The following is a 21,468-nucleotide window of genomic DNA, read 5'->3' as shown; positions in this document are numbered from 1 at the left end:
GTCAGAGACCGCTCTCGCTCGTCCGGACCAGGATCCGCTGGCACTGCTCGCAACGGATGACCTCGTCGTCTGCCTTGCTGCGGATGTCGGCGAGGTCGGCGTTGTCGAGGCTGAGCATGCACCCGCCGCACTGGCGGGCGCGGAGCTCGGCGACGCCGACGCCGCCCTTGCTCGTGCGCAGGCGGTCGTAGAGCGCGAGCAGGTCGGCGGGCACCGCGGCCACGACCGGCTCGCGTTCACCGGCGATGCGAGCGAGCTCGGCATCGATCTCGGCATACCTCCGGTCGCGCGCCTCGGTGACCTTGGCCAGCCGTTCCTCGGTCTCGGCGAGGTCGTTGCGCATCGCGGTGAGCTCGGTCTGCGCGGCCTCGAGGTCCTCCATGACCTCGAGCTCCTCGTCCTCGAGGGTCGCGATCCGACGCTCCAGTGAGGTGAGCTCGTGCTGCATCCGCTCGAGGTCCTTGGGGTTGCCGATCAGTCCCTGGTCCATCCGGTCTTGGTCGCGCTTGCGCCGCGCCTTCACCTGCTCGACGTCGGCGTCCGCCTTCTCCTGGGCGGCCGTGAGGTCGTCGACGACGATCTGCTGGTCGCGGCTGCGGCCGAGCACGTCGGCGCGGCGGACGTCGAGCGCGGAGACCTCGGTGTCCTCGGGGAGGTGGGCGCGCTGGTGGCGCAGCTGGTCGGCCGCGGCGTCGAGCTTCTGGAGGTCGAGCAGCTTCAGCTGGGCGTCAGGGTCGGCCTTCATAACCTCATTGTCCAGGGGTCCGTGCAGAGCGTGCTCACCCGGGTGTCCACGTCGCTACCGAGCGCCTCCTCCAGCCGCGCGGCGACCACAGGCAGCCAGGTCCACTCGGCTGCCCAGTGGGCGACGTCGACCAGGGCCGGACCGTTCTTCTCCATGAACTCCGCCGCCGGGTGGTGCCGCAGGTCGCTGGTCAGGTAGACGTCGACATCCGACCCCGCGACCTGGTCGAGGAGGAAGTCGCCCGCTCCCCCGCACACGGCGACCTTCCGCACCGTCCGCTCGGGGTCACCGGCCACCCGCACGCCGTGCTGCGTCTCCGGGAGCGCGTCGGCCACGGCCTTGGCGAACTCCGCGAGGGTGAGTGTCGGGATGGTGCCGACCCGCCCGGTGCCGGTCGTGAGGATGCCGGGGTCGGCAAGCTCGACGAGGTCGTACGCCGGCTCCTCGTAGGGATGTGCGGCCAGCATCGCCTCGACCACCCCACGCCGCAGGTGCCGGGCGAGGACCGCCTCGATCCGCACCTCGGCGACGGTCTCGATCTCGCCGACGGTGCCGATCATCGGCTCCGCTCCCGCCAGCGGCCGGAACCGACCCTCGCCGTGGCTGGTGAAGGACGCGAAGTCGTAGTCGCCGATCCGGCCGGCGCCGGCCTCGGCGAGAGCCGCCCGCACCGGGGCCGCCGCGTCCTCGGGCACGAAGACGGTGAGCTTGTCGATCGGCTCGCCGATGCCCCGGACGAGCGGCTCGAGGTCGCTCAGACCGAGCGCCTGGGCCAGGGCCTCCGAGACGCCACCCGCAGCCTGGTCGGCGTTGGTGTGCGCCGTCAGCAGGGCGCAGCCGGCGCCCGCGAGGGTCGCCAGCGTGCGGCCCTTCGGCGTGGTCGCCGCGAACCCGTGCACCGGCTTGAGGAAGAGCGGGTGGTGGACGACGAGCAGGTCGGCCCTCCAGTCGGCCGCCTCCGCCGCGACCGCCGGTGACGGGTCGACGGCGAACATCACCTTCCTGACCTGCTGCTCCGGATCGCCGTACACGAGGCCGACCGCGTCCCATTCCTCCGCAGTGGCCGGGGGGTACCACCCGTGGATCAGGCTGACGATGTCCGCGAGTCTGGGCATGCTGGTCAGGCTACTGGCCACGGCTGACGGGCCGGCTCCGTGTCCCCGTGGCCGGAGTGGGTAGCGCATCCCCATGGGAGCGGTGGTGCGAGAGCTCGAAGGCAAGTACGAGCCGGCTGCCGAAGCTGAAATGCCCGATCTCACGGCGCTGGACGGCATCGCGAGCGTGGCCGGCCCGGAGACGCAGGAGCTGGGCGCGACGTACTTCGACACCGACCGCCTGGCGCTGGCCGCCGCCGGCCTCACGTTGCGACGGCGCACGGGCGGCGGCGACGCGGGCTGGCACCTGAAGGTCCCGTCCCCGGACGGCGGTCTCGACGAGCTGCGGGAGCCGGTGGGCGGCCACGCCGCGGACGTGGTGCCGACCTCCTTGGAACGGGCGGTCCAGCTCTACGCCCGCGGCCAGACCCTGCGCCCCGTGGCCGAGATCCGCACCCGACGCCGGATCCACCGCCTCTGCGATGCCGACGGACGGACCATGGCGGAGCTGTGCGACGACCTGGTCACCGCGGACACCCCGGGAGACCTGGACGGACGGAGCGCGTCGTCGTGGCGTGAGTGGGAGGTCGAGCTCGTCGACGGTGACGAGGCACTGCTGGAGACGGCCGGTGCGCTGCTGGAGGCGACGGGCGCCCGTCCCGCAGCGGGGCCGTCGAAGCTGGCCCGCGCCCTCGGCAACCGCATCCCGAAGAGCCTGATCCACCCCGACGAGCCGCCGGGCCCGAAGAGCTCGGCAGCCGAGGTGCTCGGTGCCCGGCTGCGCGAGCAGGTCTCCGAGCTGAAGTACCGCGACCCCCTGGTCCGCCATGACGCGCCGGACGCCGTGCACCGGATGCGGGTGGCGATGCGGCGGCTTCGCAGCGACCTGGCCTCGTACCGGCCCCTGCTCGACCGCAACCGGACGGAACCCCGCCGGGACGAGCTGAAGTGGATCGCGGGCGTCCTCGGCGACGCCCGGGACACCGAGGTCATGCAGGCACGGCTCTCGCGTCTCATCTCCGAGGAGCCGGTCGAGCTCGTGATGGGCCCGGTCGCACAGCGGGTGGACCGTCAGCTCGCGGCTGCCTACCGCCTCGCCCACCGGCGCGCGGTCGAGGCGATCGAGTCACCGCGGTACTACGCCCTGATCGACGACCTCGACGCCCTGGTGACCAACCCGCGGTGGACCAGCCGGGCCCGGCAGCCCGCTGCCGACGTACTCCCCGCGCGGGTGGCCAAGGCGTTCAAGCGGCTGCGTCGTCGGGTGGACGCCGTGGCGGAGGCGCCGGACCGGCAGACGCGCGACCACCGCCTGCACGAGGTCCGCAAGGCGGCCAAGCGCGCCCGGTACGCCGCCGAGCCGCTCGTCCCCGTCGTCGGCCGGGACGCCGAGCGATTCGTGAAGGCGACCAAGAAGCTCCAGTCGGTCCTCGGTGACTACCAGGACGCCGTGGTCACCCAGCCGACCTTGCGTCAGCTGGCAGTGCAGGCCCATCTCGACGGCGACAACGCATTCACCTACGGCCGCCTGCACGGCCGCCAGCAGGCGCTGGCCGCGAGCCTGCGCGCCGGCTACCACGAGGCCTGGTCGCGCGCGAAGGCCAAGAAGCGGCGCCGCTGGCTGCGGTGAGCGCCGTTCGGGTGCCGTCTTGCAGAACCGCGCGCACCCGGGTTCGACGGAACCAGACATTCGACCCGACCGTCCCACCAAGCATGCGCCGCGCCGGACGAGTGACGTGGACCGTCGCCGTACCCGTCGATGCGAGACCCGGCGTGGCCAGGTTGGTTGCCTGGCCTGCCGCGCCCGTGCAGGTCCGGGTCCGCTGACCAGCGCGAGGCTCCCTGACAACGTCACCGGCGGTGGCGACGTCACGGGCTGAAGGCGGTGCAGATGCGGGTGGCCGATGAGCCAGACTGGCGCGATGACTGACCTCGAAGAGCTGGCGCGCACGACACTCGCACGCAACAGGTTCATGGTGCTCGGGACGGTCGACCCGTCCGGTCGGCCGCGGGTGTCCCCGGTGTGGTTCTCTCTGGTCGACCACCGAGAGGTGTACTGGCTCTCGTCGCCCGGTGCCCACCACTCCCGAAACGTCCAGGACCGTCCAGAGGTGAGCATCGTCGTGTTCGACTCGAGCGCCGCTCCGCACACCGGTCAGGCCGTCTACCTGGAGGCGACGGCGGGGCGGGTTCCGGAGGACGAGCTCGCGGGGGCCTGCGCCCGGGCGTTCGAGGGCGTCGAACCCGAGCTGTCCTTCACTCCGGAGTCCCTGCGGGACCAGCCGTTCGTGCTCTACCAGGCGCGGATCACGGCGGCGGAGACCCATGTGCGCGGGCGTGACTTCGGCGACGGTTCCGGTTGTGACCAGCGGGTGCCGGTCCGGCTCTGAGCGCCGAGCGACCCGATGACTGGACACCGATGTCGAGATCCACGGATCAGCTCCGTCCCCCTCCGTGAGAGCGCCGCAGCAGATGGCCCGGATCACGATCACACCGACACATGGGCCAGGCTCCTCGACTTCGAGACCACGATCCCGAAGGCGGTCGAGGACCTGATCGCCCAGCACCAGAAGTAGTGCTCCCGACCGAGGTCGCGGTCAGCTGGCCTTGAGCAGCATCAGGTTCCGCTTGCCGGCGTGCTCGAGCTCTCCGACCTTCTGGTACCCGCGGCGCCGGTGGAACTCCAGCGACGGCGCGTTGGTGTCGTAGACCTCGAGGGCGACCGGCAGGTCGGTCTCCACCGCGTCGTACAGCCGCGACGCGACTCCCTTGCGGCGGTGCGTCTCCGCGACGACGATCCGGTCGAGGTAGACGTACTCCTCGAGCCGGTCCTCGAACCACTCGTAACGGCTCGAGTCGTAGGTGGCGCCGGTCGGCAAGGTGATCACGAAGCCGCCGATCTGGCCGCCGTCGTCGAGAACGAGTGCCTGGTCGGACTTCTTCACCAGGAGTGCCAGGGACTCGTGGTCCAGCGGGCCGACGCCCTCCAGGGCGGCTTGGTTCAGATCGACGATCGGGTCGAGGTCGTGGTGCTCAATCGGGCGGATGACAGGATTTTCGACTGGGCTCATTGCTCGCGACGCTACGGGGATCGACCGCGCGCTGGCCAATCACACCCGCCGTTCGTGCGCCTTCTCACACCTTGCCGTGGACGATCTTTACCGTTGCTGCGAACCTGAGCGGGTGAGTGACTGGTTCCTTCCCACAGCGGAGCGCGCATGGACCTCCGGGAATCTCGTGGTGCCGCACGTGCACGGGGCCAACTACTTCGCACGTTTGCTGGAAGTCATCGGGGCGACCGAGCCCGGAGACCGGATCTTCCTGACCGACTGGCGCGGCGACGCGGACGAGAAGATGACGAAGGACGGCCCGACCGTCGGCGATGTCCTGGCCTCTGCGTCGCGGCGCGGCGTCGAGGTCCGGGCGCTGCTCTGGCGTTCGCACCCGGGCAAGCTCAACAGCGAGGAGAACGACCACCTCGGTGCCGTGATCAACGAGGCCGGCGGCGAGGCGCTCCTCGACGAGAGGATCCGCCGAGGCGGGTCCCACCACCAGAAGCTGTTCGTCATGCGGCGGAAGGGCAGGCCGGAGGAGGACGTCGCGTTCGTCGGCGGCATCGATCTCTGTCACGGTCGTCGTGACGACGCCGAGCACGGAGGGGATCCCCAGGCACCGCCGCTGGACGAGCGGTACGGCCCGACCCCGCCATGGCACGACGCGATGGCGGAGATCCGCGGACCCGCGGTGGCGCACGTGCTCGACACCTTCGCTGAGCGCTGGGACGACCCCACGCCGCTCGACCACCGCAACCCCTACCGCGCGGTCATGCACCGGCTGGTCAAGATGCCACGGCACCCCGAGCAACTTCCGGAGCGGTGGGACCCGCCGCCCGAGGTCGGCCCGCACCAGGTCCAGCTCCTGCGCACCTATCCGTCGAAGCGGCCGCCGTACCCCTTCGCGCCCGACGGAGAGCGCACGATCGCGCGGGGCTACTCGCGCGCCTTCGACCGGGCCCGGCGGCTGATCTACATCGAGGACCAGTACTTCTGGTCCGAGGTCGTGGCCACCGCGCTCGCGGACGCCCTCCGACGCGAGCCGGACCTGCACGTGATCGCCGTCATCCCGCGCTATCCGGAGGAGGACAACCGGATCGGCGGGCCGCCGATGATCTACGGCCAACGAGAGGCGTGGGAGGCGCTGAACGCCGCGGGCGGTGAGCGGTTCGCCATGTTCGACATCGAGAACGCCGCCGGGACGCCGATCTACGTGCATGCGAAGGTGTGCGTGGTCGACGACCACTGGATGACCATCGGCTCCGACAACCTCAACCTGCGCTCCTGGACCCACGACTCGGAGCTCACCTGCGCGATCGTCGATCCGGACGGCGAGCTGCCGCGCAGCGTCCGTGCGTCGTTGTGGGCTGAGCACCTCGGCCTCCGGGACGACGACCCGCGGCTGACCGACCTGGCCGGGGCGATGGACCTGTGGAACGGCCAGGTGGGCGCGCCCGGCAGCCGGATCCGGCCGCACGTACCGAGCGTGCTCCCGGCCCGCACCCGGCTGTGGGCACGAGCGGCGTACCGCACGCTCTACGACCCCGACGGGAGGCCGCGGAAGCTGCGCGGCACGACGCACTTCTGAGGCGACGACGGCCATGGGCGGATTGTTCAGCGGGCTCCTAGGCTGAGTGGATGAGCAGTGGAGCGGCGAAGCGGCGCCAGCAGGTCATCGACGTCCTCGCCCATGCCTTCGACGACCTGCTCCGGACCGACCCGCGTGGCTTCCGGACGAAGTTCCGCAAGATGGCCGCCGACCCGTTCGCCTTCTACCGGGGTTCGGCCTGCCTGTTCTACGCAGACATGGCCGAGCTCGACGACCGGTGGGCAGACGACCGCACGTCGCGGGTGTGGATCCACGGCGACCTGCACGCCGAGAACTTCGGCACCTACATGAACGCCGAGGGCCGGCTCGTGTTCGACGTCAACGACTTCGACGAGGCCTACCTCGGCCACTTCTCGTGGGACCTCCGTCGCTTCGTCGCCAGCCTGGCCCTGATGGGATGGCAGAAGGCGCTCCCCGAGGACGAGGTGCGGCGCCTGGCGGCCGTCTACCTCCGTGCATACGTCGACCAGGTCCGGCGCTACGCCGAGACCGACGACGACCTGGAGGAGTTCGCGCTGCGGCTCGACAACACCGAAGGGGCCGTGCACGCAATCCTCCAGGTCGCGCGGGCGCAGAACCGCATCGACCTGCTCGAGTCGATGACGGTCGTTTCCGACCACGAGCGCCGGTTCGTCGACGACGCCACCGCCAGGCACCTCAACGCGTCGGAGCGTTCGATGGTGCTCGCGGCGTTCGAGCGCTACCTCGAAACGATCCCGCCGGACAAACGATCCAGCCGCAGGGTCTTCTACGACGTGAAGGACGTCGTCGCGAGCACCGGCTTCGGGATCGGCAGCGCGGGGCTGCCGGCGTACAACGTGCTCATCGAGGGCTTCAACCAGGCTCTCGAGAACGACATCGTGCTCAGCATGAAGCAGGGCAACCACCCTGCCGCGAGCCAGGTGGTCAAGGACAAGCGGATCCGCGACGTCTTCGAGCACGACGGCCATCGCACCGTCGTGAGCCAGCGCGCACTCCAGGCCCACGCGGACCCGTTCCTCGGATGGGCCACCATCGACGGCACCGGCTTCGTCGTCGACGAGCTCTCGCCGTACGAGACCGACCTCGACTGGAGCGACATCACCGAGCCCGAGGAGATGGAGCCGCTGCTCGAGGACCTCGGGCGCGCCACGGCGAAGGTGCACTGCGCCTCCGACGAGGACAGCGACGAGGAGCTCGTCGAGTTCCAGACCGAGGAGGCCATCCTCGAGGTCATCGGCGACCAGGAGGAGAAGTTCGTCGAGGACCTGGTGGGGTTCGCCATGTCGTACGCCGAGACGGTCCGCAACGACCACGCGCTCTTCGTCGATGCGTTCCGCGCGGGAGAGATCGCCGGCTTGTCGGCCACCTGATCGATGACCACCGGCGAGCCGTTACTGCTCAGGCAGCTCGTCCGGACCGTCCTCCTCCGCAGCACGGCGTGCCTGCCCGAGGATCCGCTTCCCGGCCACGCGAGTGAAGACCAGGCTGATCACCACCCCGGCCACCACGACGCCCAGCGCGATGGGCGCCATCAGCGACACGTCCTCGGAGCTCTTCAGGACGATGCCGCACAGATACACGCTCAGTCCGAGGGTCAGGAGCAGGAATCCGATCCTCTTCTCCGCCAACAGCTGGGCGTGCGTGGAGAGAGCGTCCGGTTCCCCCACGGCGGAGCCCTCTTCCCCTGCCTCCTCCCGCAGCTCGACGATCGACTCGGCGTTGTGGGCGTGCGAGAGGACCCCCGCACCCACCAGGTCCAAGGCAACGCCACTGGCAAGCAGTACTTCCGTCATCAGAGCCACACCGCACCGCTACCCGAGCGTGGCGGAAACAGACCAGCGGTTCGTGGGCCTGGTCGGCCCTGACCGTCACGTCGACCGCGGGTGTCACCGGAAATTGTCGGGCTGAGTGTCGAATTCCCGCGGGCCCCTTCGTGGAGATGGTGAGGCACCACCCACCGCACCACGAGGAGGCAACGATCATGTGGAACACCGACCAGACCGCCGGACAGCACCTCTCCCACGACCTGCCGTGCTCGGGGTGCGGCCACCCGGTCCACACCTATCTCCCCTGCAGCGACAGCTGCGCGTGCCGGGTCACGTCGCTGCCCGGGATGCTGCCGATCGCGGCGTGAGCGCAACCCGTCCGTGTGTCAGACGCGAGACCGCACCAGCGACCGACCCCGTCAGACCGGCGCGGGACGGGTGCCCAGCCCGCAAGCGAGCGCCCACTCGGCGGCTCGCTCGGCGAAGACCGCGTGCGCTGCCAACAGTGCGGTGTGGGCCGTGGATCCCACTCGCGGGACCGCGGCGATCGCTGCCGCGCGGTTGCGGAGCTCGAACAGCTGGTGCGGTGAGCCCTCGGGCAGCATCTCGAGGGCGACCCGCATGCTGACGGCGGCGGTGAGGAGGCGCTCGGCGACGGCGGGGTCCGGTGACTTCGCCGCGACCCGCTCGACCGACCGCACGTAGGACCTGGTCGCGGTCGCGATGTGCATCGTGCTCATCGAGCGCTCCTCTCCCTTGCAAGGATATCGGTATCAGCGTCCGGAGACGCCCGATTCTTCCCCGCGTCCGTCGGCAACCATTTCGCCGGCCCGCGCGTCTACCAGGTGTGCAGCCGCATCGCGCCGTCAGTGCGCCCCGAGTCCTGCCCCGAGTTCGCCGAGTCTCTGTCGCCATCGCTGCCGCCGCGGCGACCGCGCTGACGCTGACCGCCCCTGCGTCCCCACCGGCGCACGCGGCGCCCGGAGCCTCCGCGGCACCGGACGATCCCGGCTGGCAGGTGGTCGCCGTGGGCAACGGCAGCTTCCAGGTCTCCTGGACCTCGCCGCGGGACCTTCCGACCGGCTCGGACCGACCCACCATCACCGGCGACGGGCTCGCCTTCGGCGCACCGACGGTCGAGGCCGACGGCCGGACCGTCACCGCGCTCGTCACCGCCGACCGCGCACCGCTCCCGGCAGAGCTCGACGTCGTCCTCTCCGGCGACCGCCTCGACGAGGCCGGCTTCGACCCGTCCACCGGCACGGCTGACGACGCGATGCCCCCACGGATCACCCGTGAGCTCGACGCCCCCGACCCGGGGCGGCCTGGTCCCTACGACGTCGTCAGCAGCGACTACGACTGGGACCCCGTCAAGCTCCCCGGCATGCCCGAGCCGATCGAGATGGTCGGCCACGTCGTCGAGCCGGCCCCCGGCGAGGCCACCGGACCCCGGCCACTGGTGCTCTTCCTCCACGGGCGACACAGCGTCTGCTACAACCCGACGGACCCCGACGACTTCGCTGACGGCTGGCCGTGCCAGGCCCCGATGGAGGAGATCCCGAGCCACCTCGGCTACGACTACGTCCAGCAGCTGCTGGCGTCCCAGGGCTACGCGACCGTGTCCGTGCGGGTCAACGGCATCAACGCACAGGACGACCGGCTGGCCGACGGCGGAGCGGACGCCCGTGCGGCGATCGTGCAGGAGCACCTCGACGGCTGGGTCGATCTCGCCGCTGCGCACCAGGTCGATCTCGACAAGGTCGTCCTCGTCGGGCACAGCCGCGGCGGCGAAGGAGTCGACCGGGCGTCGATCCAGATCCGCACGAGTGCGCCGTACCGCATCGCCGGGCAGGTGCTGCTCGCCCCGACCGACTTCGCGTGGCACACGGCGCCGTACGTCCCGACCGTGACCGTGCTTCCCTACTGCGACGGCGACGTCTACGACCTGCAGGGCCAGCGGTTCACCGACGTCGCCCGCGGCATGGCGCCCGATGACACCTCGCTGAAGAGCTCGGTGATGGCGATGGGCACCAACCACAACTTCTTCAACACCGAGTGGACCCCGGCCACCGCGGTCGCTCCGTCCTGGGACGACTGGGGTGGTGACCGCGACGAGACCTGCGGCACCCGCCACCCCGGACGGCTCAAGCCGTGGCAGCAGCGCGCGGTCGGCAAGGCGTACGTCGCCGGCGCCGTCCGCCTGTTCACCGGCGAGGGCGAGTACACGCCGATGTACGACGGATCTCCGGTCACCGTGGACTCCATCGGCGACGCCGAGGTCCTGACGCACGCGATCGGAGGCGGACGCTCGCTGCGCCGGCCCGGCAACGAGGCCCGGCCGACCCTCACCACAGGAGACGCCGATGCCCGGCTCTGCACCGGGATCTCGTCCGGGAGCGGGTCGTTCGCGATCTGCGGGCGCCGCAACCGGGACTGGGTGACCCCACACTGGGCGACGGGCGGCGAGCCGGTGCCGACTCGGCAGTTCCTCGAGTTCGCGTGGCAGGAGTCTGGCGCCGCGGGTGGCCTGCGGTTCGCCGCACCCCTCGACCTCAGCAGCGACCGGCTCGAGCTGCGCACCATCGCCGACCCGACGTACGCCGATCCCGACGTGCAGGTGCGGATCTCCGACTCCGCGGGCGGATCGGCCCTGCTCGACCCTGAGCCAGGCACGGGGCCGACGCCGATGCCGGAGGTCGCCTGGGCGACCAAGCTGTGGGCCACCGCGGTCGTGGTCGACGCACGGGACGCGACCGGCGTCGACCTCACCGACATCACCTCCGTCGAGCTGGTCGCCGGCACTCCTCGAGGCCGGGTGTGGGTCGCCGATCTCGCCGCAGCCCCGGAGGAGGTCGCGGCCGTCCCGGACCGCCGGTTGCCGCAGGTGCGCATCGGCAACGTCCGGATCGACGAGGGCGCGGGCGGCATCAAGGTCGCGCGCGTCCCGTTCGACATCGTCGGCAACGTGACCCGCGCAGGACGGTTCGCTGTCTTCACCGCGGGCCAGCAGCGGGGGCAGGTGCAGCGTCTCGTCGTGGACGTCGCACCCGGTCAGACGTCCGGCTCGATCCCGGTCGAGTACAACGCCGACCGGCAGTTCGGGCACGACCAACAGACCCTGATCGCACTCTGGCCGCTGCAGGGCATCGCCACCGACGACTACCTCGGCCAGCTGCTGGTCGTCGACGACGACCCTGCCCCGGACGTCGACATCGACGTCACTCGCCGAGTGCGGGAGGGCGGCACGATCGAGATCACGGTTACCCTCGAGGGCGCGACCGGCGTCGGGACCGAGGTCCTCGCACGCGCGGTCCGCGGCGAGGGTGAGGACCTCCGTGGCGTCGACGTGCCGCGGGCCTGGCTCGAGGACCACAGCGACGCGCGGCACCCGCAGCGACCTCTGTGGCGCACGCGCACGTTCGTGTACGACCAGGTCAGTCCGCGGCGGGGAACCGTCACCCTGCGGATCCCGGTCCGGCGGGACGGGGTCCGGGAAGGGACCGAGTTCCTGTCCGTGCTGGTTGCAACAGGAATCGGTGAGCGGGCGAGGTACCGGATCAAGGTCCTCGACCGCGACTGACCGGCCCCGTCAGCGTCGGGCAGGATGCTCGGGGTCGTCAGTTGACCTGGCGGTCGCGGCCCTCCCAGTACGGCGCGCGCAACTTGAACTTCTGGAGCTTGCCGGTCGCCGTCCGCGCCAGCTCGGAGCGGAACTCCACCGACGTCGGCGCCTTGAAGCCCGCCAACCGCTGCTTGCACCACTGGATCAGCTCGGCCTCCATGTCTTCCCCCGGGTCGTTCCCGGGAGCCAGCACCACGAGCGCCTTGATCGTCTCGCCCCACTTCTCGCTCGGCACCCCGATCACGGCGACCTCCGCGACCGCGTCGTGGGAGAAGAGTGCGTCCTCGACCTCGATCGAGGAGACGTTCTCTCCGCCGGTGATGATCACGTCCTTCTTGCGGTCGGCGATGGTGAGGTAGCCGTCCTCGCCGAGGATGCCGCCGTCGCCGGTGTGGAACCACCCGTCCCGCAGCGCTGCCGCCGACTCCTCCGGCTTCTCCCAGTAGCCCTCGAGCACGACGTTGGACCGGGCGAGCACCTCGCCGGACCCTTCCTCGGACTCGTCGATCTCGAGCGTGACACCGAGCGCGGGGGCGCCGGCGCGCGTGAGCTTCTGCGCGCGCTCCTCCGCCTCGAGGTCGTCCCACTCGGCTCGTCGCCGGTTGACGGTCAGCACCGGGCTGGTCTCGGTCAGTCCGTAGATCTGGATGAACTCCCAGCCGAGCTCCTCCTCGACGCGGGCAACGGTCTTCGTCGGGGGCGGTGCGCCGGCCATCACGATCCGCACCCGGTCGCGTCCGGGGACCTCGCCCTCCCAGTCCGGCAGCGCGTCGAGCACCGCGGCCGCGACAGCGGGGGCGGCGCACATGATGGTGACGCCGTGGTCCCGCACCCGCCGCAGGATCTCGGCACCGTCCACCTTGCGGAGCACGATGTGCTGCGCGCCGACCCCGGTCATCGCGAACGGCATGCCCCACCCGTTGGCGTGGAACATCGGCAGCGTGTGCAGGTAGACGTCCCGGTCGCTGATCGTGGTGTGCAGGCCGAACGTCACCGCGTTGGTCCAGATGTTGCGGTGCGTGATCTGCACACCCTTCGGCCGGGCGGTCGTGCCGGAGGTGTAGTTGATCGTCGCCGTCGCGCCCTCGTCGTGCTCCCACGGTGCCGGCTCGACGCCGGGTTCGGCGTACAGGTCGGAGTCGGTGCCGAGCACGAACTTCTGCTCGGCATCCACGCCCTTCAGGGACTCCTCGAGCTCTGGGTCGACGTAGAGGACACGAGAGCCGGACTGCTCGACGATGTACTGCACCTCGTCGGGTCGCAGCCGGAAGTTCACCGGCACCAGGATCCGACCCCAGCCCGAGACGCCGAAGAACGACGTGAGGAGCCGACTACTGTTGTGGCTCACGATCGCCACCCGCTCCCCCGGTGCGACACCGAGCTGGTCGAGGCGAGCCGCTTGGCGGCGCGCGAGGTCGCCGACTTGGGCATACGTCAGCTCGCCCTGGCTCGGCGCCGGCTGCACCGGCTCGTCGATGACGCCGACCCGGTCGCCGTACACGGTGACGGCCCGGTCGAGGAAGTCGCACACGCTGAACGGGACGAACATGGTCTCCTCCGACTGGGTGAGGTGGGACTGTCGCCACTCTAGGGCCGCCTCGGATGAGAGTCCTCTCACCTTCGTCTCACCGCGGCGCCACACAGCCCGGGAACCATCGGGACATGAGCACGCTCCTGAAGGTCCTCGTCGCGCTCGGCGTGGCCCTCCCGCTCGGCGCGTTCGTCGCCGGCTCCTTGGTGGCGGTGTCCGACGACTCACCGACCCGCGAGCGGATCATCATCCAGGACGTCTCCACGCCCACCGCGCCGGAACCCACGGATCCCCGCCGAGGCCAGGACCCCGGCCGGAAGCCGCCCGCCGACGACTCCGACGACCTCGTCGCGGACGACGACGAGGCGGGCGACGACACCGACGACGGGGTGAATGACGACACCGACGCGGCGGAGGGCGACACTGACGGAAGCGTCGGCTCCCGCGGTGGTGAGGATGCCGACCCGGGCGATGAGCGGGATGATGACACCAGCACCCGCAGCGGCGGTGGCGACGACGACACCGGTGGTGGTGACCACGACAACGACGACACCGGCGGTCGTGACGATGACACCGGCGGTGGTGACGACGACACCGGCGGTGGTGACGACGACACCGGCGGTGATGAGGACGACGACGACACGGACGACGGCGGAGAAGACGACGACTGACACCCGGGAGCCACGCACGGCCGCCCGACCCCACCGGTCGGGCGTTTCCGTGCGCACCCGGATCACCCTCGCCGTGGCGTTGCTCGTGGCACTCGCCCTCACCGGCTCCGGGGCGATCGTCTACCTGATCGAGCACGACCGGAACCGCGAACAGGCAGCGGACGAGGTCGAGCAAGAGGTCGAGGAGTTCAGGACGCTGCAGCGAACCGGCATCGACCCGCGCACCGGCAAGGCCTTCGACGGGGTCGTCCCCCTGCTGCAGACGTTCCTCGACCGCAATGTCGCCAGCCCCTCCGAGGCCTTCCTGGCCTGGTACGGCGGCGACGCACTCCCGGGCCAGGAGCCCGGCGACGACGCCTATCTCGGCGACGAGGAGTTCGACAGGATCGTCGAGGACCTGATCCCGAACAACGGCAGCCGGCTCTGGACCAGTCCGAGGGACGGCGAGGTCCTCATCGCTGTCCAGTCCGTCCAGTTCGAGGGCGACAACCGCGTCGGCGCCCTGGTCGTGGTCCAGGAGCTCTCGGAGAGGGACGCACTGCTCAACGAGACGATGCGCACCTACGCGATCGTCGCCTTCCTCTCGCTGCTGCTGGTCCTGGCCATCGGCTGGTGGCAGTCGGGTCGGCTGCTGTCGCCGTTGCGCACCTTGCGCACGACCGCCGAAAGGATCGGCGCCACCGACCTCTCGCAGCGGCTGCCCGTCCGCGGCCACGACGACATCACCGATCTCACCCACACGGTGAACGGCATGCTGGAGCGGCTGGAGTCGGCGTTCATCTCCCAGAAGAGGTTCCTCGACGATGCGGGGCACGAGCTCCGCACGCCGCTGACCGTGCTCAGCGGGCACCTCGAGCTGCTCGACACCGCGAACCCGGACGAGGTCGAGGCGACCCGCAAGCTGCTGCTCGACGAGGTGGACCGAATGGCCCGGCTCACCCGCGACCTCATCCTCCTGGCGAAGAGCGACCGGCCCGACTTCCTGCGGATCGAGCAGGTGGACCTCGACGGACTCGCCGAGGACCTCGTCGCCAAGGCTCGCGGCCTCGGTGAGCGGGAATGGCGGTACGACGGCGCTCCTGCCGGCCGGGTCGAGATGGACCGGCAGCGGATCACCCAGGCCGTGCTGCAGCTCGCTGACAACGCGGTGAAGCACACCCAGGAGGGCGACGAGATCGCCATCGGGGCAGCCGTCTCGGCCGAGTCGGTCACGATCTGGGTGCGCGACTCCGGGCCCGGCGTACCCGCCGCCGACCGCGAGCTCATCTTCGAGCGCTTCGGACGAGGGGTGGTCCGCGAGAACGACGAGGGCTTCGGCCTGGGACTCTCCATCGTGCGGGCGATCGCCACCGGTCACGGCGGCACCGCCCATGTCGAGAACGCCCCGTCCGGGGGTGCCCGGTTCGTGCTCACCCTTCCCATCCGCCAGACCCGTCCGAAGGAGACCAACTCGTGGCCCGCATCCTGATCGTGGAGGACGAGGCCAAGATCTCGTCGTTCGTCTCCAAGGGCCTTCGCGCCGACGGATTCCAGACCACGGTCTGCGCCGACGGACGTGAGGGCCTCGATCACGCGCTGAGCGGCGACTTCGACCTGATGGTGCTCGACATCGGCCTGCCCGGCGTGGACGGCTTCGACGTCCTCGACCAGCTCCGGTCACAGGGATCCCGGATGCCGGTGATCGTGCTGACGGCCCGCGACTCGGTGACCGACACGGTGACAGCCCTGGAGGGCGGAGCCGACGACTACATGGCCAAGCCGTTCCGGTTCGCCGAGCTGCTCGCCCGGGTCCGACTGCGGTTGCGGCAGGTGCACGCCACTGACGCCGAGGGCTCCGTGGGTGCCGTCGAGGCGGGTGGGGTGCGGCTGGACCTGCGCACGCGGCGGGCGACGGTCGGAGGCGACGAGGTCGACCTCTCAGCGAGGGAGTTCGCCCTGGCCGAGGTCTTCATGCTCAACCACGGGCAGGTCCTCTCCCGCGAACAGCTGCTCGACCACGTCTGGGGGTTCGACTTCGACCCGGGGTCCAACGTCGTCGACGTCTATGTCGGCTACCTCCGCAAGAAGTTCGGCTCCGACAGCATCGCGACCGTCCGCGGGATGGGCTACCGGTTCAACGGTTGAATCGACGGCAATGGCGCGCCGAATCGACGGCAATGGCGCGCCGAATCGACGATCCTGGCGCGCTCGGCAACCAAGAGCGTCGAATGAACGCGCCAAGCTTGTCGATTCGACGCAACACGAGGGTCGCATCAACCGTCACACGGGACGGGCGTTGACCTTGAACGTCAGCCGCGCCTTCGGCTGGCGCGCGAGGACCGGCTCGAGCGCCTCCGCGATCTCGTGCGGCAGTGGGCGGTCGGCGGCGCGCGGCTCGAGCGCGGCGTACACCACCTCGCTGACCTCGGGCGCCACCCCGGACGGAAGCGGTCCCGGCGGAACGGCGACCTGCGGGTGCCGCTCGACCGGTGTCGGAGCGTCCCGATCGCCTTCGGGGAACGGCCGCTCCCCCGCGATGGCGTGGAACAGGGTCGCGCCGAGCCCCCAGACGTCGCTCGCGAAGCCCGGCACCTTGCCGGCCTCACCGGGCGCGGCCTGCTCGGGCGCCAGGTATGCGTCGGTCCCTATGATCCCGTTGATCGCGGCGGCTGCGTCGGACGACCGGGCGACCGACAGGTCGATCAGTCGTGCCGGCGAGCCCATGATCAGGTTGCTGGGCTTGATGTCGAGGTGGCAGACGTCGGCGTGCCGGAAGTAGTGGAGGGCCGACGCGATGTCGATCGCGAGCGGCAGATACTGCTGCTCCGACAACCGCCCGTACCTGCGGATCAGCGTCGACAGGCGGGGTCCTTCGACGTGCTCGAGCACCAGGTGCGGTCGCGGCCCGTCGACGGAGTGCCGGAGTCCGCGGACGACGACCGGGTGGTGGGCGACGTCGAGGGCGGTCGCCTCCCGCTCCAGCCCGTGCAGCGTCTCCGGGTCGTCGACCTCGCTCGGCCGGACCACCTTGACCACGACCGGGCCGTAGGTGATCTCGTCGAACGCGAGGAAGGCTTCGTACGCCGAGCCACCCCCGAGCAGCCGCAGGGCGGTCAGCTCGGGGGTGATCGCGTCGCCTTCGTGCAGGCACCAGCTCGTGTCGGCTGCGACGGTCGAGGTCACTGCGTCACCGGGTGTTGTGGCGCGACCGGTCGTTGGTCCGGTTCTGCGACCAGTCACGCTTGCGGGTGTTGGTGTTGTCGCCGGTCCAGTCCTTCACGCGTCGGCCACTGCGGCTGTCGTCGCGGCCGCTGCGGTCACCGGTGCGAGATCCGTCCCTGCTGTTCCCGGAGCGGGACCGGGTGTTGGTGTTGGTGTCCCGTGCCAGCCGGTTGCTGTCGTCGTCATCGTCGTCGTCGGTGAGCACCACGTCCGCGGTGTCCTCGTCGCGCTTGATGACGGACTGGTCGACGCTGGCGGTGGCGCTCGACTGGAACGCCATCAGGCCAGAGGCAACGAGTCCTGCGAGCCCCAGGGTCATGATCCGAAGCGGATTGATCTTCATCGTGTTCGCCCTTCCTTGTCGTTGTCAGCGATGAGGAAGAGCCAACCCGGGGTGGGTGAGCCCGCTATGAGTCGTCGGTGAGAGGTCTCTCATCGACCATTCCGCCACCCGTTGGCCTAGGGTGCGCGCATGTACCTCGAGATCGTGACCGACCAGCAGGACCGCGCCCGCCAGGCCCTGGTTGCCTGGGCGGCCACGTTCGCGACCTGCGGCTACCTGATGCCGTGGGCGATCGCCACCACCCGCGGCAAGGCCAACGCGCCAGTGATCGGCGCGATCAACTTCTTCACCGGGTGGACCGTCATCGGCTGGTTCGTCGCCCTTGCCATGGCAACCGCCGGCCACCGGGTGTCCGGCCTGCGGGTGTGGACCGAACCAGGTCGGTGAGGCTCAGCCGCGGTCGAGCACCAGCTCCTCGGTCGTGTCTTTCCACACCGGGCCCACATGGCTGTATACGTGGAAGACGCCGCGCGGGGGCGGTGCGGCGTCCCACGGGAGGCAACGCTGCGGCGCCCTCACCCGGACGATGTTCTTGTCCGGGAGCCACCCGGCTCGCATTCGTGGGCAGGGATCCCTACTGCAGTCCTTCCAGCCGCACCCATAGAACCGCGCACGTGTCTGACCGTTGACGCGGTCGACTGCGATGATGACGCCCCGGTCGTTCGTGGGGTCGCCGTCCTGGGTGCGCGCGAAGTAGTTGAATTCGAAGGTCCCCGTCCGGGCCCGCAGGTCGACGACCTTCGCCCGCATCGTGAACCAGTGCCTGCCATTCTCCACGTCGAGGCGAGTGACATCGATCCGCTCCGGAAGATCACCGCTCGGATCGTTGACGCCCCCGCTCTCCGCCGCCGCTGGCGCTGTCCCAGCGCCCAGGACCAGCACTCCGAACAGGAGGGCCAGGATCGTTCGTCTCATGGTGGGTTCCCCTTCTCGGGCGTCAGGCTAGCCGCGCTGGACCGTCAGCAGCCCGTTGGTGGAGTCGATGTCCTCGGAGAACTCCGCGGACGCAAAGAACCGGCCGACCCCTGGCGCCGGAGCATCGGGGTTCCTGCGCGGGCGCGGGTAGCACTTCTGGCGCGTCGAGATGACGATCACGTCGGCGCCCGGCCGCCAGTCGAGCCTCATCCCCCGACACCGCACCTCCTCGCACTCCTCGCGGTCGCAGGTGAGGTACTCCACCGTGCGCTCGCCGTCGACGAGTCGCGTGGAGACGATCGCACTGCGGGCGGGCGGCGTCCCCGTCGTTCCGCCCCAGTAGTGGATGTTGAAGACGCCACGCTTGCGAAGATCGCGGACCTTGATCCGCATCACGACACGGTGGTCGCCGTTCGTCACAGTCAACCGGGTGATGTCGATCTGCCGCACGGCGTCACCGCTGGAATCGGACTTGCTTCTGGTCTCGGCCCCTGCAGAGGTCGCGCCCATGCCCAACATCATGATGCCGACCACCATGACCAGTATTGCCCGCTTCATCGTCACTCCTGTCGTCAAGGGATCCTTGTAGACACAGACGCAAGTATTCGGCTGCAGGTTGCCTCGGCCGCAACAGGTCATCGAATCATCGTCGTTGCGGCCGTTCCCCGGTGGTCCTAACCTCGAAAGGTGCCTCCTCGGGTAAAGAGCCCGGCACGCCCGGTCCTCTTCATCGTCGCCACCGCCCTGGCCGCCCTCGTGGTCACTGCGGCGGTTTCGATCGCCCGCCTGGTCCCGGGGGCCGCGGAGGAGCGACCCACTCTCGGCGTGGTGAGAATCGACGACCTGCACGAAGGACAGCTCGAGGTCGCAGCAGCGATGGTGCTTACCCTCATTGCGGCGGTCCTGTGGGCTCGGGTCCGCCGACGGCCGACCCGACGGCACCTGATGCTGTTCATGGCGCTCTGCATGCTTGCCGTCGACAACCTGCTCTCGGCGTTGCTCACGGCGAGTTTCGACTCGATCTCTACCAACCGTTTCGCGACGTGGACGGCCACGGTCAACGGACTGGCCGGAGCGGTGCTGCTTGCCGCCGCGGCGTGGCTGCCGGACGAACCTCTTCGGCGCCTGCGCCAGACCCTGATCCGCACGTTCGTCGGAGCCGCAGTCGGTTTCGGTGTGATGACGCTCCTGGTGTGGACGTTCCGCGACAGGCTTCCCGCTACCTTCGAGACGCGGCCGGAGGCAGTCGGCGACGCCACGTTCCTGAGCGATCACCCTTCGCTCTACCTGCTCGAGATTCTCACGGCCGGTTGCTGGGCGATGGCCGCGGTGCTGTTCACCCAGGTAGCGCGACGCTCCGAGGACGAGCTCACCTGGTGGCTGGCGGCAGCGTCGGTGCTGGCCACGGCGTCGTCGGTGAACTACGCCCTCTTCCCCTCCCACTTCACCGAGCTCCTGTACCTCGGCGACTACTTCTTCCTGCTCGCCGTGTCCGCCCTGCTCGTTGGATCGGTCCGGGAGGTCGGTGTGGCGGAGGCCGCTCTCGTTGATCGCGCGCTGTACGACGAGCGACGCCGGATCGCCAGGGAGATGCACGACGGCGTGGCGCAGGAGATCGCCATCGTGTCCGCGCAGGCGCACCGCATCCAGAGTCACCCCGAGTCGACGGATGTCGGCTTGCAGCGCATCCAGGAGTCCGCCGATCGTGCCATGGACGAGGCGCGGACCGCGATCAGGCAGCTTCGCGGACCGTTCGATGAGTCACTCGCCGCACAGATCGGACTGACGGCCGAGACCATCGCAGAACGCGAGGGCATTCGGCTCGAGCTCGACCTGGACGAGTCGGTCGAAGTCGAACCCGACGTCCGGCTCGCGCTGGTCCGGGTTACTCGGGACGCCGTGGGTGCCGCCGTTCGGCAGGCGCGCGCCGGCACGGTGCGCATCGACCTTCACCAGGACGGCCTGACCATCCTGCGCATCAGTGACGACGTCGCCTGGACGATGGAGATCCCGGGTGCGAACACCACCATGACCAGCATCCGCGAGCGCCTGGGCCGGATCAATGGTGAACTGGCGATCCGAAGCAACAGCGACGGCGGGACGACCTGGGAGGTGACCGTGCCATGAGCCGGATGCCAAGGGTGCTGATCGCCGATGACCACCGTCCGGTCCGGGCGGGGGTCCGCATGGCGCTCGAAGAGGGGGGCTGCGAGGTCGTCGCCGAGGCGGACACCGCGTTCCGCGCGGTCGAGCTCGCCCGCGAGACGCTCCCCGACGCCTGCCTGCTCGACATCGCGATGCCGGGGGGTGGGCTGTGGGCGCTCCGCACCATCCTTGAGGAGCTCCCGCACACCCGCTGCATCATGCTCACCGTCTCCGCGGACCACGCCGACGTACTCGAAGCATTCGAGCGGGGGGCGGTCGGTTACCTGCTCAAGGACGTCGCGAGCGCCGAAGTGCCGCGCGCTGTTCTGTCGGCGCTGGAGGGCGACACGATTCTCGACGGCCAGCTCACGGCCGCTGTCGTGGACAAGCTTCGCGAAGGCTCCCAGGGCGCATCGATGACCAACGCGGAAGGTCGGAAAGTGGTCTTCACACCGCGGGAGTGGGACGTGCTCGACCTGTTGCGCGAGGGCCTGACCACCAGAGAGATCGCCCTCCACCTGCGGGTCCGGCCGATCACGGTGCGGCGCCACATCTCAGACGCCATGGCCAAGCTGAAGGTGTCCTCCCGGGACGAGGGGATCGAGCTCCTCCGCCGCCAGCGTACGGCGCCCGGGCGGGCTCACCACCGCGGCAGCTGACGCCCGCGAAGCGACTTCGCTCGTAGTCCGCCCGTTCAGAGCACCTGAACGCTATTTGATCACGCCGCGTCATGCGCCGCCGGCGCAAGTGGCGTTCCATCGAACCCGATGGTCTCGGGACCGCTACAAGTA

The 21,468-nt window shown here is 70.0% G+C and carries 22 protein-coding genes; 12 read left to right on the top strand and 10 right to left on the bottom strand.

What is annotated here, in order from left to right; translation table 11 throughout:
* Nucleotide 1: 1 nt before the first annotated feature.
* A complete protein-coding gene (locus SHK19_RS08945) occupies nucleotides 2–745 on the bottom strand; it encodes a zinc ribbon domain-containing protein (RefSeq protein WP_322457368.1) in 744 nt (247 codons plus the stop codon).
* Nucleotides 742–1,860: a Nif3-like dinuclear metal center hexameric protein gene (locus SHK19_RS08940; protein ID WP_322938437.1), complete on the bottom strand. Its 1,119-nt coding sequence runs from the start codon at nucleotides 1,858–1,860 to the stop codon at nucleotides 742–744. The genes SHK19_RS08945 and SHK19_RS08940 overlap by 4 nt, the downstream gene beginning before the upstream one ends.
* A 130-nt stretch (nucleotides 1,861–1,990) precedes the next feature.
* Between SHK19_RS08940 and SHK19_RS08935 the strand changes: the two genes are divergently transcribed.
* Complete coding sequence (locus SHK19_RS08935) at nucleotides 1,991–3,469, top strand: CYTH and CHAD domain-containing protein (protein ID WP_405030466.1); 1,479 nt, start codon at nucleotides 1,991–1,993, stop codon at nucleotides 3,467–3,469.
* A 292-nt stretch (nucleotides 3,470–3,761) separates the two neighbouring features.
* Nucleotides 3,762–4,229, top strand: a complete 468-nt coding sequence (locus SHK19_RS08930) for a pyridoxamine 5'-phosphate oxidase family protein (RefSeq protein WP_322938435.1) — start codon at nucleotides 3,762–3,764, stop codon at nucleotides 4,227–4,229.
* Nucleotides 4,230–4,436: 207 nt separating this feature from the next.
* Here SHK19_RS08930 and SHK19_RS08925 read toward each other — a convergent pair whose 3' ends face one another.
* Complete coding sequence (locus SHK19_RS08925) at nucleotides 4,437–4,910, bottom strand: GNAT family N-acetyltransferase (RefSeq protein ID WP_322938434.1); 474 nt, start codon at nucleotides 4,908–4,910, stop codon at nucleotides 4,437–4,439.
* 112 nt (nucleotides 4,911–5,022) lie between these two features.
* Here SHK19_RS08925 and SHK19_RS08920 point away from each other — a divergent pair, with 112 nt between their 5' ends.
* Nucleotides 5,023–6,480, top strand: a complete 1,458-nt coding sequence (locus SHK19_RS08920) for a phospholipase D family protein (RefSeq protein ID WP_322938433.1) — start codon at nucleotides 5,023–5,025, stop codon at nucleotides 6,478–6,480.
* A 50-nt stretch (nucleotides 6,481–6,530) separates the two neighbouring features.
* Nucleotides 6,531–7,853 (top strand): DUF2252 domain-containing protein, encoded by a 1,323-nt coding sequence (locus SHK19_RS08915; RefSeq protein WP_322938432.1) that lies wholly within the window; start codon nucleotides 6,531–6,533, stop codon nucleotides 7,851–7,853.
* A 21-nt stretch (nucleotides 7,854–7,874) separates the two neighbouring features.
* Here the strand turns inward: SHK19_RS08915 and SHK19_RS08910 are convergent, their stop codons facing one another.
* The gene (locus tag SHK19_RS08910) at nucleotides 7,875–8,276 is read right to left on the bottom strand and encodes a hypothetical protein (RefSeq protein ID WP_322457375.1); all 402 of its coding nucleotides are present in this window, start codon (nucleotides 8,274–8,276) and stop codon (nucleotides 7,875–7,877) included.
* Nucleotides 8,277–8,464: 188 nt separating this feature from the next.
* Here SHK19_RS08910 and SHK19_RS08905 point away from each other — a divergent pair, with 188 nt between their 5' ends.
* A complete protein-coding gene (locus tag SHK19_RS08905; RefSeq protein ID WP_322457376.1) occupies nucleotides 8,465–8,617 on the top strand; it encodes a hypothetical protein in 153 nt (50 codons plus the stop codon).
* A 51-nt stretch (nucleotides 8,618–8,668) separates the two neighbouring features.
* Here SHK19_RS08905 and SHK19_RS08900 read toward each other — a convergent pair whose 3' ends face one another.
* Nucleotides 8,669–8,989: a hypothetical protein gene (locus SHK19_RS08900; protein WP_322938431.1), complete on the bottom strand. Its 321-nt coding sequence runs from the start codon at nucleotides 8,987–8,989 to the stop codon at nucleotides 8,669–8,671.
* A gap of 287 nt (nucleotides 8,990–9,276) precedes the next feature.
* On the opposite strand from SHK19_RS08900, the gene SHK19_RS08895 reads away from it, so the two are divergent.
* Complete coding sequence (locus SHK19_RS08895) at nucleotides 9,277–11,829, top strand: hypothetical protein (protein WP_322938430.1); 2,553 nt, start codon at nucleotides 9,277–9,279, stop codon at nucleotides 11,827–11,829.
* A 37-nt stretch (nucleotides 11,830–11,866) separates the two neighbouring features.
* Here the strand turns inward: SHK19_RS08895 and SHK19_RS08890 are convergent, their stop codons facing one another.
* Nucleotides 11,867–13,420: an AMP-binding protein gene (locus SHK19_RS08890; RefSeq protein ID WP_322938429.1), complete on the bottom strand. Its 1,554-nt coding sequence runs from the start codon at nucleotides 13,418–13,420 to the stop codon at nucleotides 11,867–11,869.
* Between the two features lie 113 nt (nucleotides 13,421–13,533).
* Between SHK19_RS08890 and SHK19_RS08885 the strand changes: the two genes are divergently transcribed.
* From SHK19_RS08885 to SHK19_RS08875, 3 genes are read left to right on the top strand one after another with little or no spacing between them, the layout of a single operon-like run.
* Complete coding sequence (locus tag SHK19_RS08885; protein WP_322938428.1) at nucleotides 13,534–14,073, top strand: hypothetical protein; 540 nt, start codon at nucleotides 13,534–13,536, stop codon at nucleotides 14,071–14,073.
* Nucleotides 14,074–14,122: 49 nt separating this feature from the next.
* A complete protein-coding gene (locus SHK19_RS08880; RefSeq protein WP_322938427.1) occupies nucleotides 14,123–15,541 on the top strand; it encodes a sensor histidine kinase in 1,419 nt (472 codons plus the stop codon).
* Nucleotides 15,526–16,197: a response regulator transcription factor gene (locus SHK19_RS08875; RefSeq protein ID WP_322457382.1), complete on the top strand. Its 672-nt coding sequence runs from the start codon at nucleotides 15,526–15,528 to the stop codon at nucleotides 16,195–16,197. Before SHK19_RS08880 ends, SHK19_RS08875 begins: the two co-directional genes overlap by 16 nt.
* A 135-nt stretch (nucleotides 16,198–16,332) precedes the next feature.
* On the opposite strand, the gene SHK19_RS08870 is transcribed toward SHK19_RS08875, so the two are convergent.
* Entirely contained in the window at nucleotides 16,333–17,235 is a 903-nt protein-coding gene (locus tag SHK19_RS08870; RefSeq protein ID WP_322457383.1) for a serine/threonine-protein kinase, read from the bottom strand.
* A 4-nt stretch (nucleotides 17,236–17,239) separates the two neighbouring features.
* The gene (locus SHK19_RS08865) at nucleotides 17,240–17,617 is read right to left on the bottom strand and encodes a hypothetical protein (RefSeq protein WP_322457384.1); all 378 of its coding nucleotides are present in this window, start codon (nucleotides 17,615–17,617) and stop codon (nucleotides 17,240–17,242) included.
* Between the two features lie 129 nt (nucleotides 17,618–17,746).
* On the opposite strand from SHK19_RS08865, the gene SHK19_RS08860 reads away from it, so the two are divergent.
* Nucleotides 17,747–18,004 carry a superinfection immunity protein gene (locus SHK19_RS08860; RefSeq protein ID WP_322457385.1) on the top strand — a complete coding sequence of 86 codons (258 nt, stop codon included), beginning with the start codon at nucleotides 17,747–17,749 and terminating at the stop codon, nucleotides 18,002–18,004.
* Nucleotides 18,005–18,007: 3 nt separating this feature from the next.
* Here SHK19_RS08860 and SHK19_RS08855 read toward each other — a convergent pair whose 3' ends face one another.
* A complete protein-coding gene (locus tag SHK19_RS08855; protein ID WP_322457386.1) occupies nucleotides 18,008–18,532 on the bottom strand; it encodes a hypothetical protein in 525 nt (174 codons plus the stop codon).
* A 27-nt stretch (nucleotides 18,533–18,559) separates the two neighbouring features.
* Nucleotides 18,560–19,090, bottom strand: coding sequence for a hypothetical protein (locus tag SHK19_RS08850; protein ID WP_322457387.1), 531 nt, complete (start codon nucleotides 19,088–19,090; stop codon nucleotides 18,560–18,562).
* A 129-nt stretch (nucleotides 19,091–19,219) separates the two neighbouring features.
* Here SHK19_RS08850 and SHK19_RS08845 point away from each other — a divergent pair, with 129 nt between their 5' ends.
* Together SHK19_RS08845 and SHK19_RS08840 are read left to right on the top strand one after the other, a co-directional pair.
* A complete protein-coding gene (locus tag SHK19_RS08845; protein ID WP_322457388.1) occupies nucleotides 19,220–20,659 on the top strand; it encodes a sensor histidine kinase in 1,440 nt (479 codons plus the stop codon).
* The gene (locus SHK19_RS08840; protein WP_322457389.1) at nucleotides 20,656–21,336 is read left to right on the top strand and encodes a response regulator transcription factor; all 681 of its coding nucleotides are present in this window, start codon (nucleotides 20,656–20,658) and stop codon (nucleotides 21,334–21,336) included. Before SHK19_RS08845 ends, SHK19_RS08840 begins: the two co-directional genes overlap by 4 nt.
* The last annotated feature ends 132 nt before the right edge of the window (nucleotides 21,337–21,468 follow it).

This window comes from Nocardioides bizhenqiangii, assembly GCF_034661235.1.
In the GTDB taxonomy this organism is placed as follows: Bacteria; Actinomycetota; Actinomycetes; order Propionibacteriales; family Nocardioidaceae; genus Nocardioides; species Nocardioides bizhenqiangii.
This window is presented reverse-complemented; position numbering and strand designations above follow the sequence as displayed.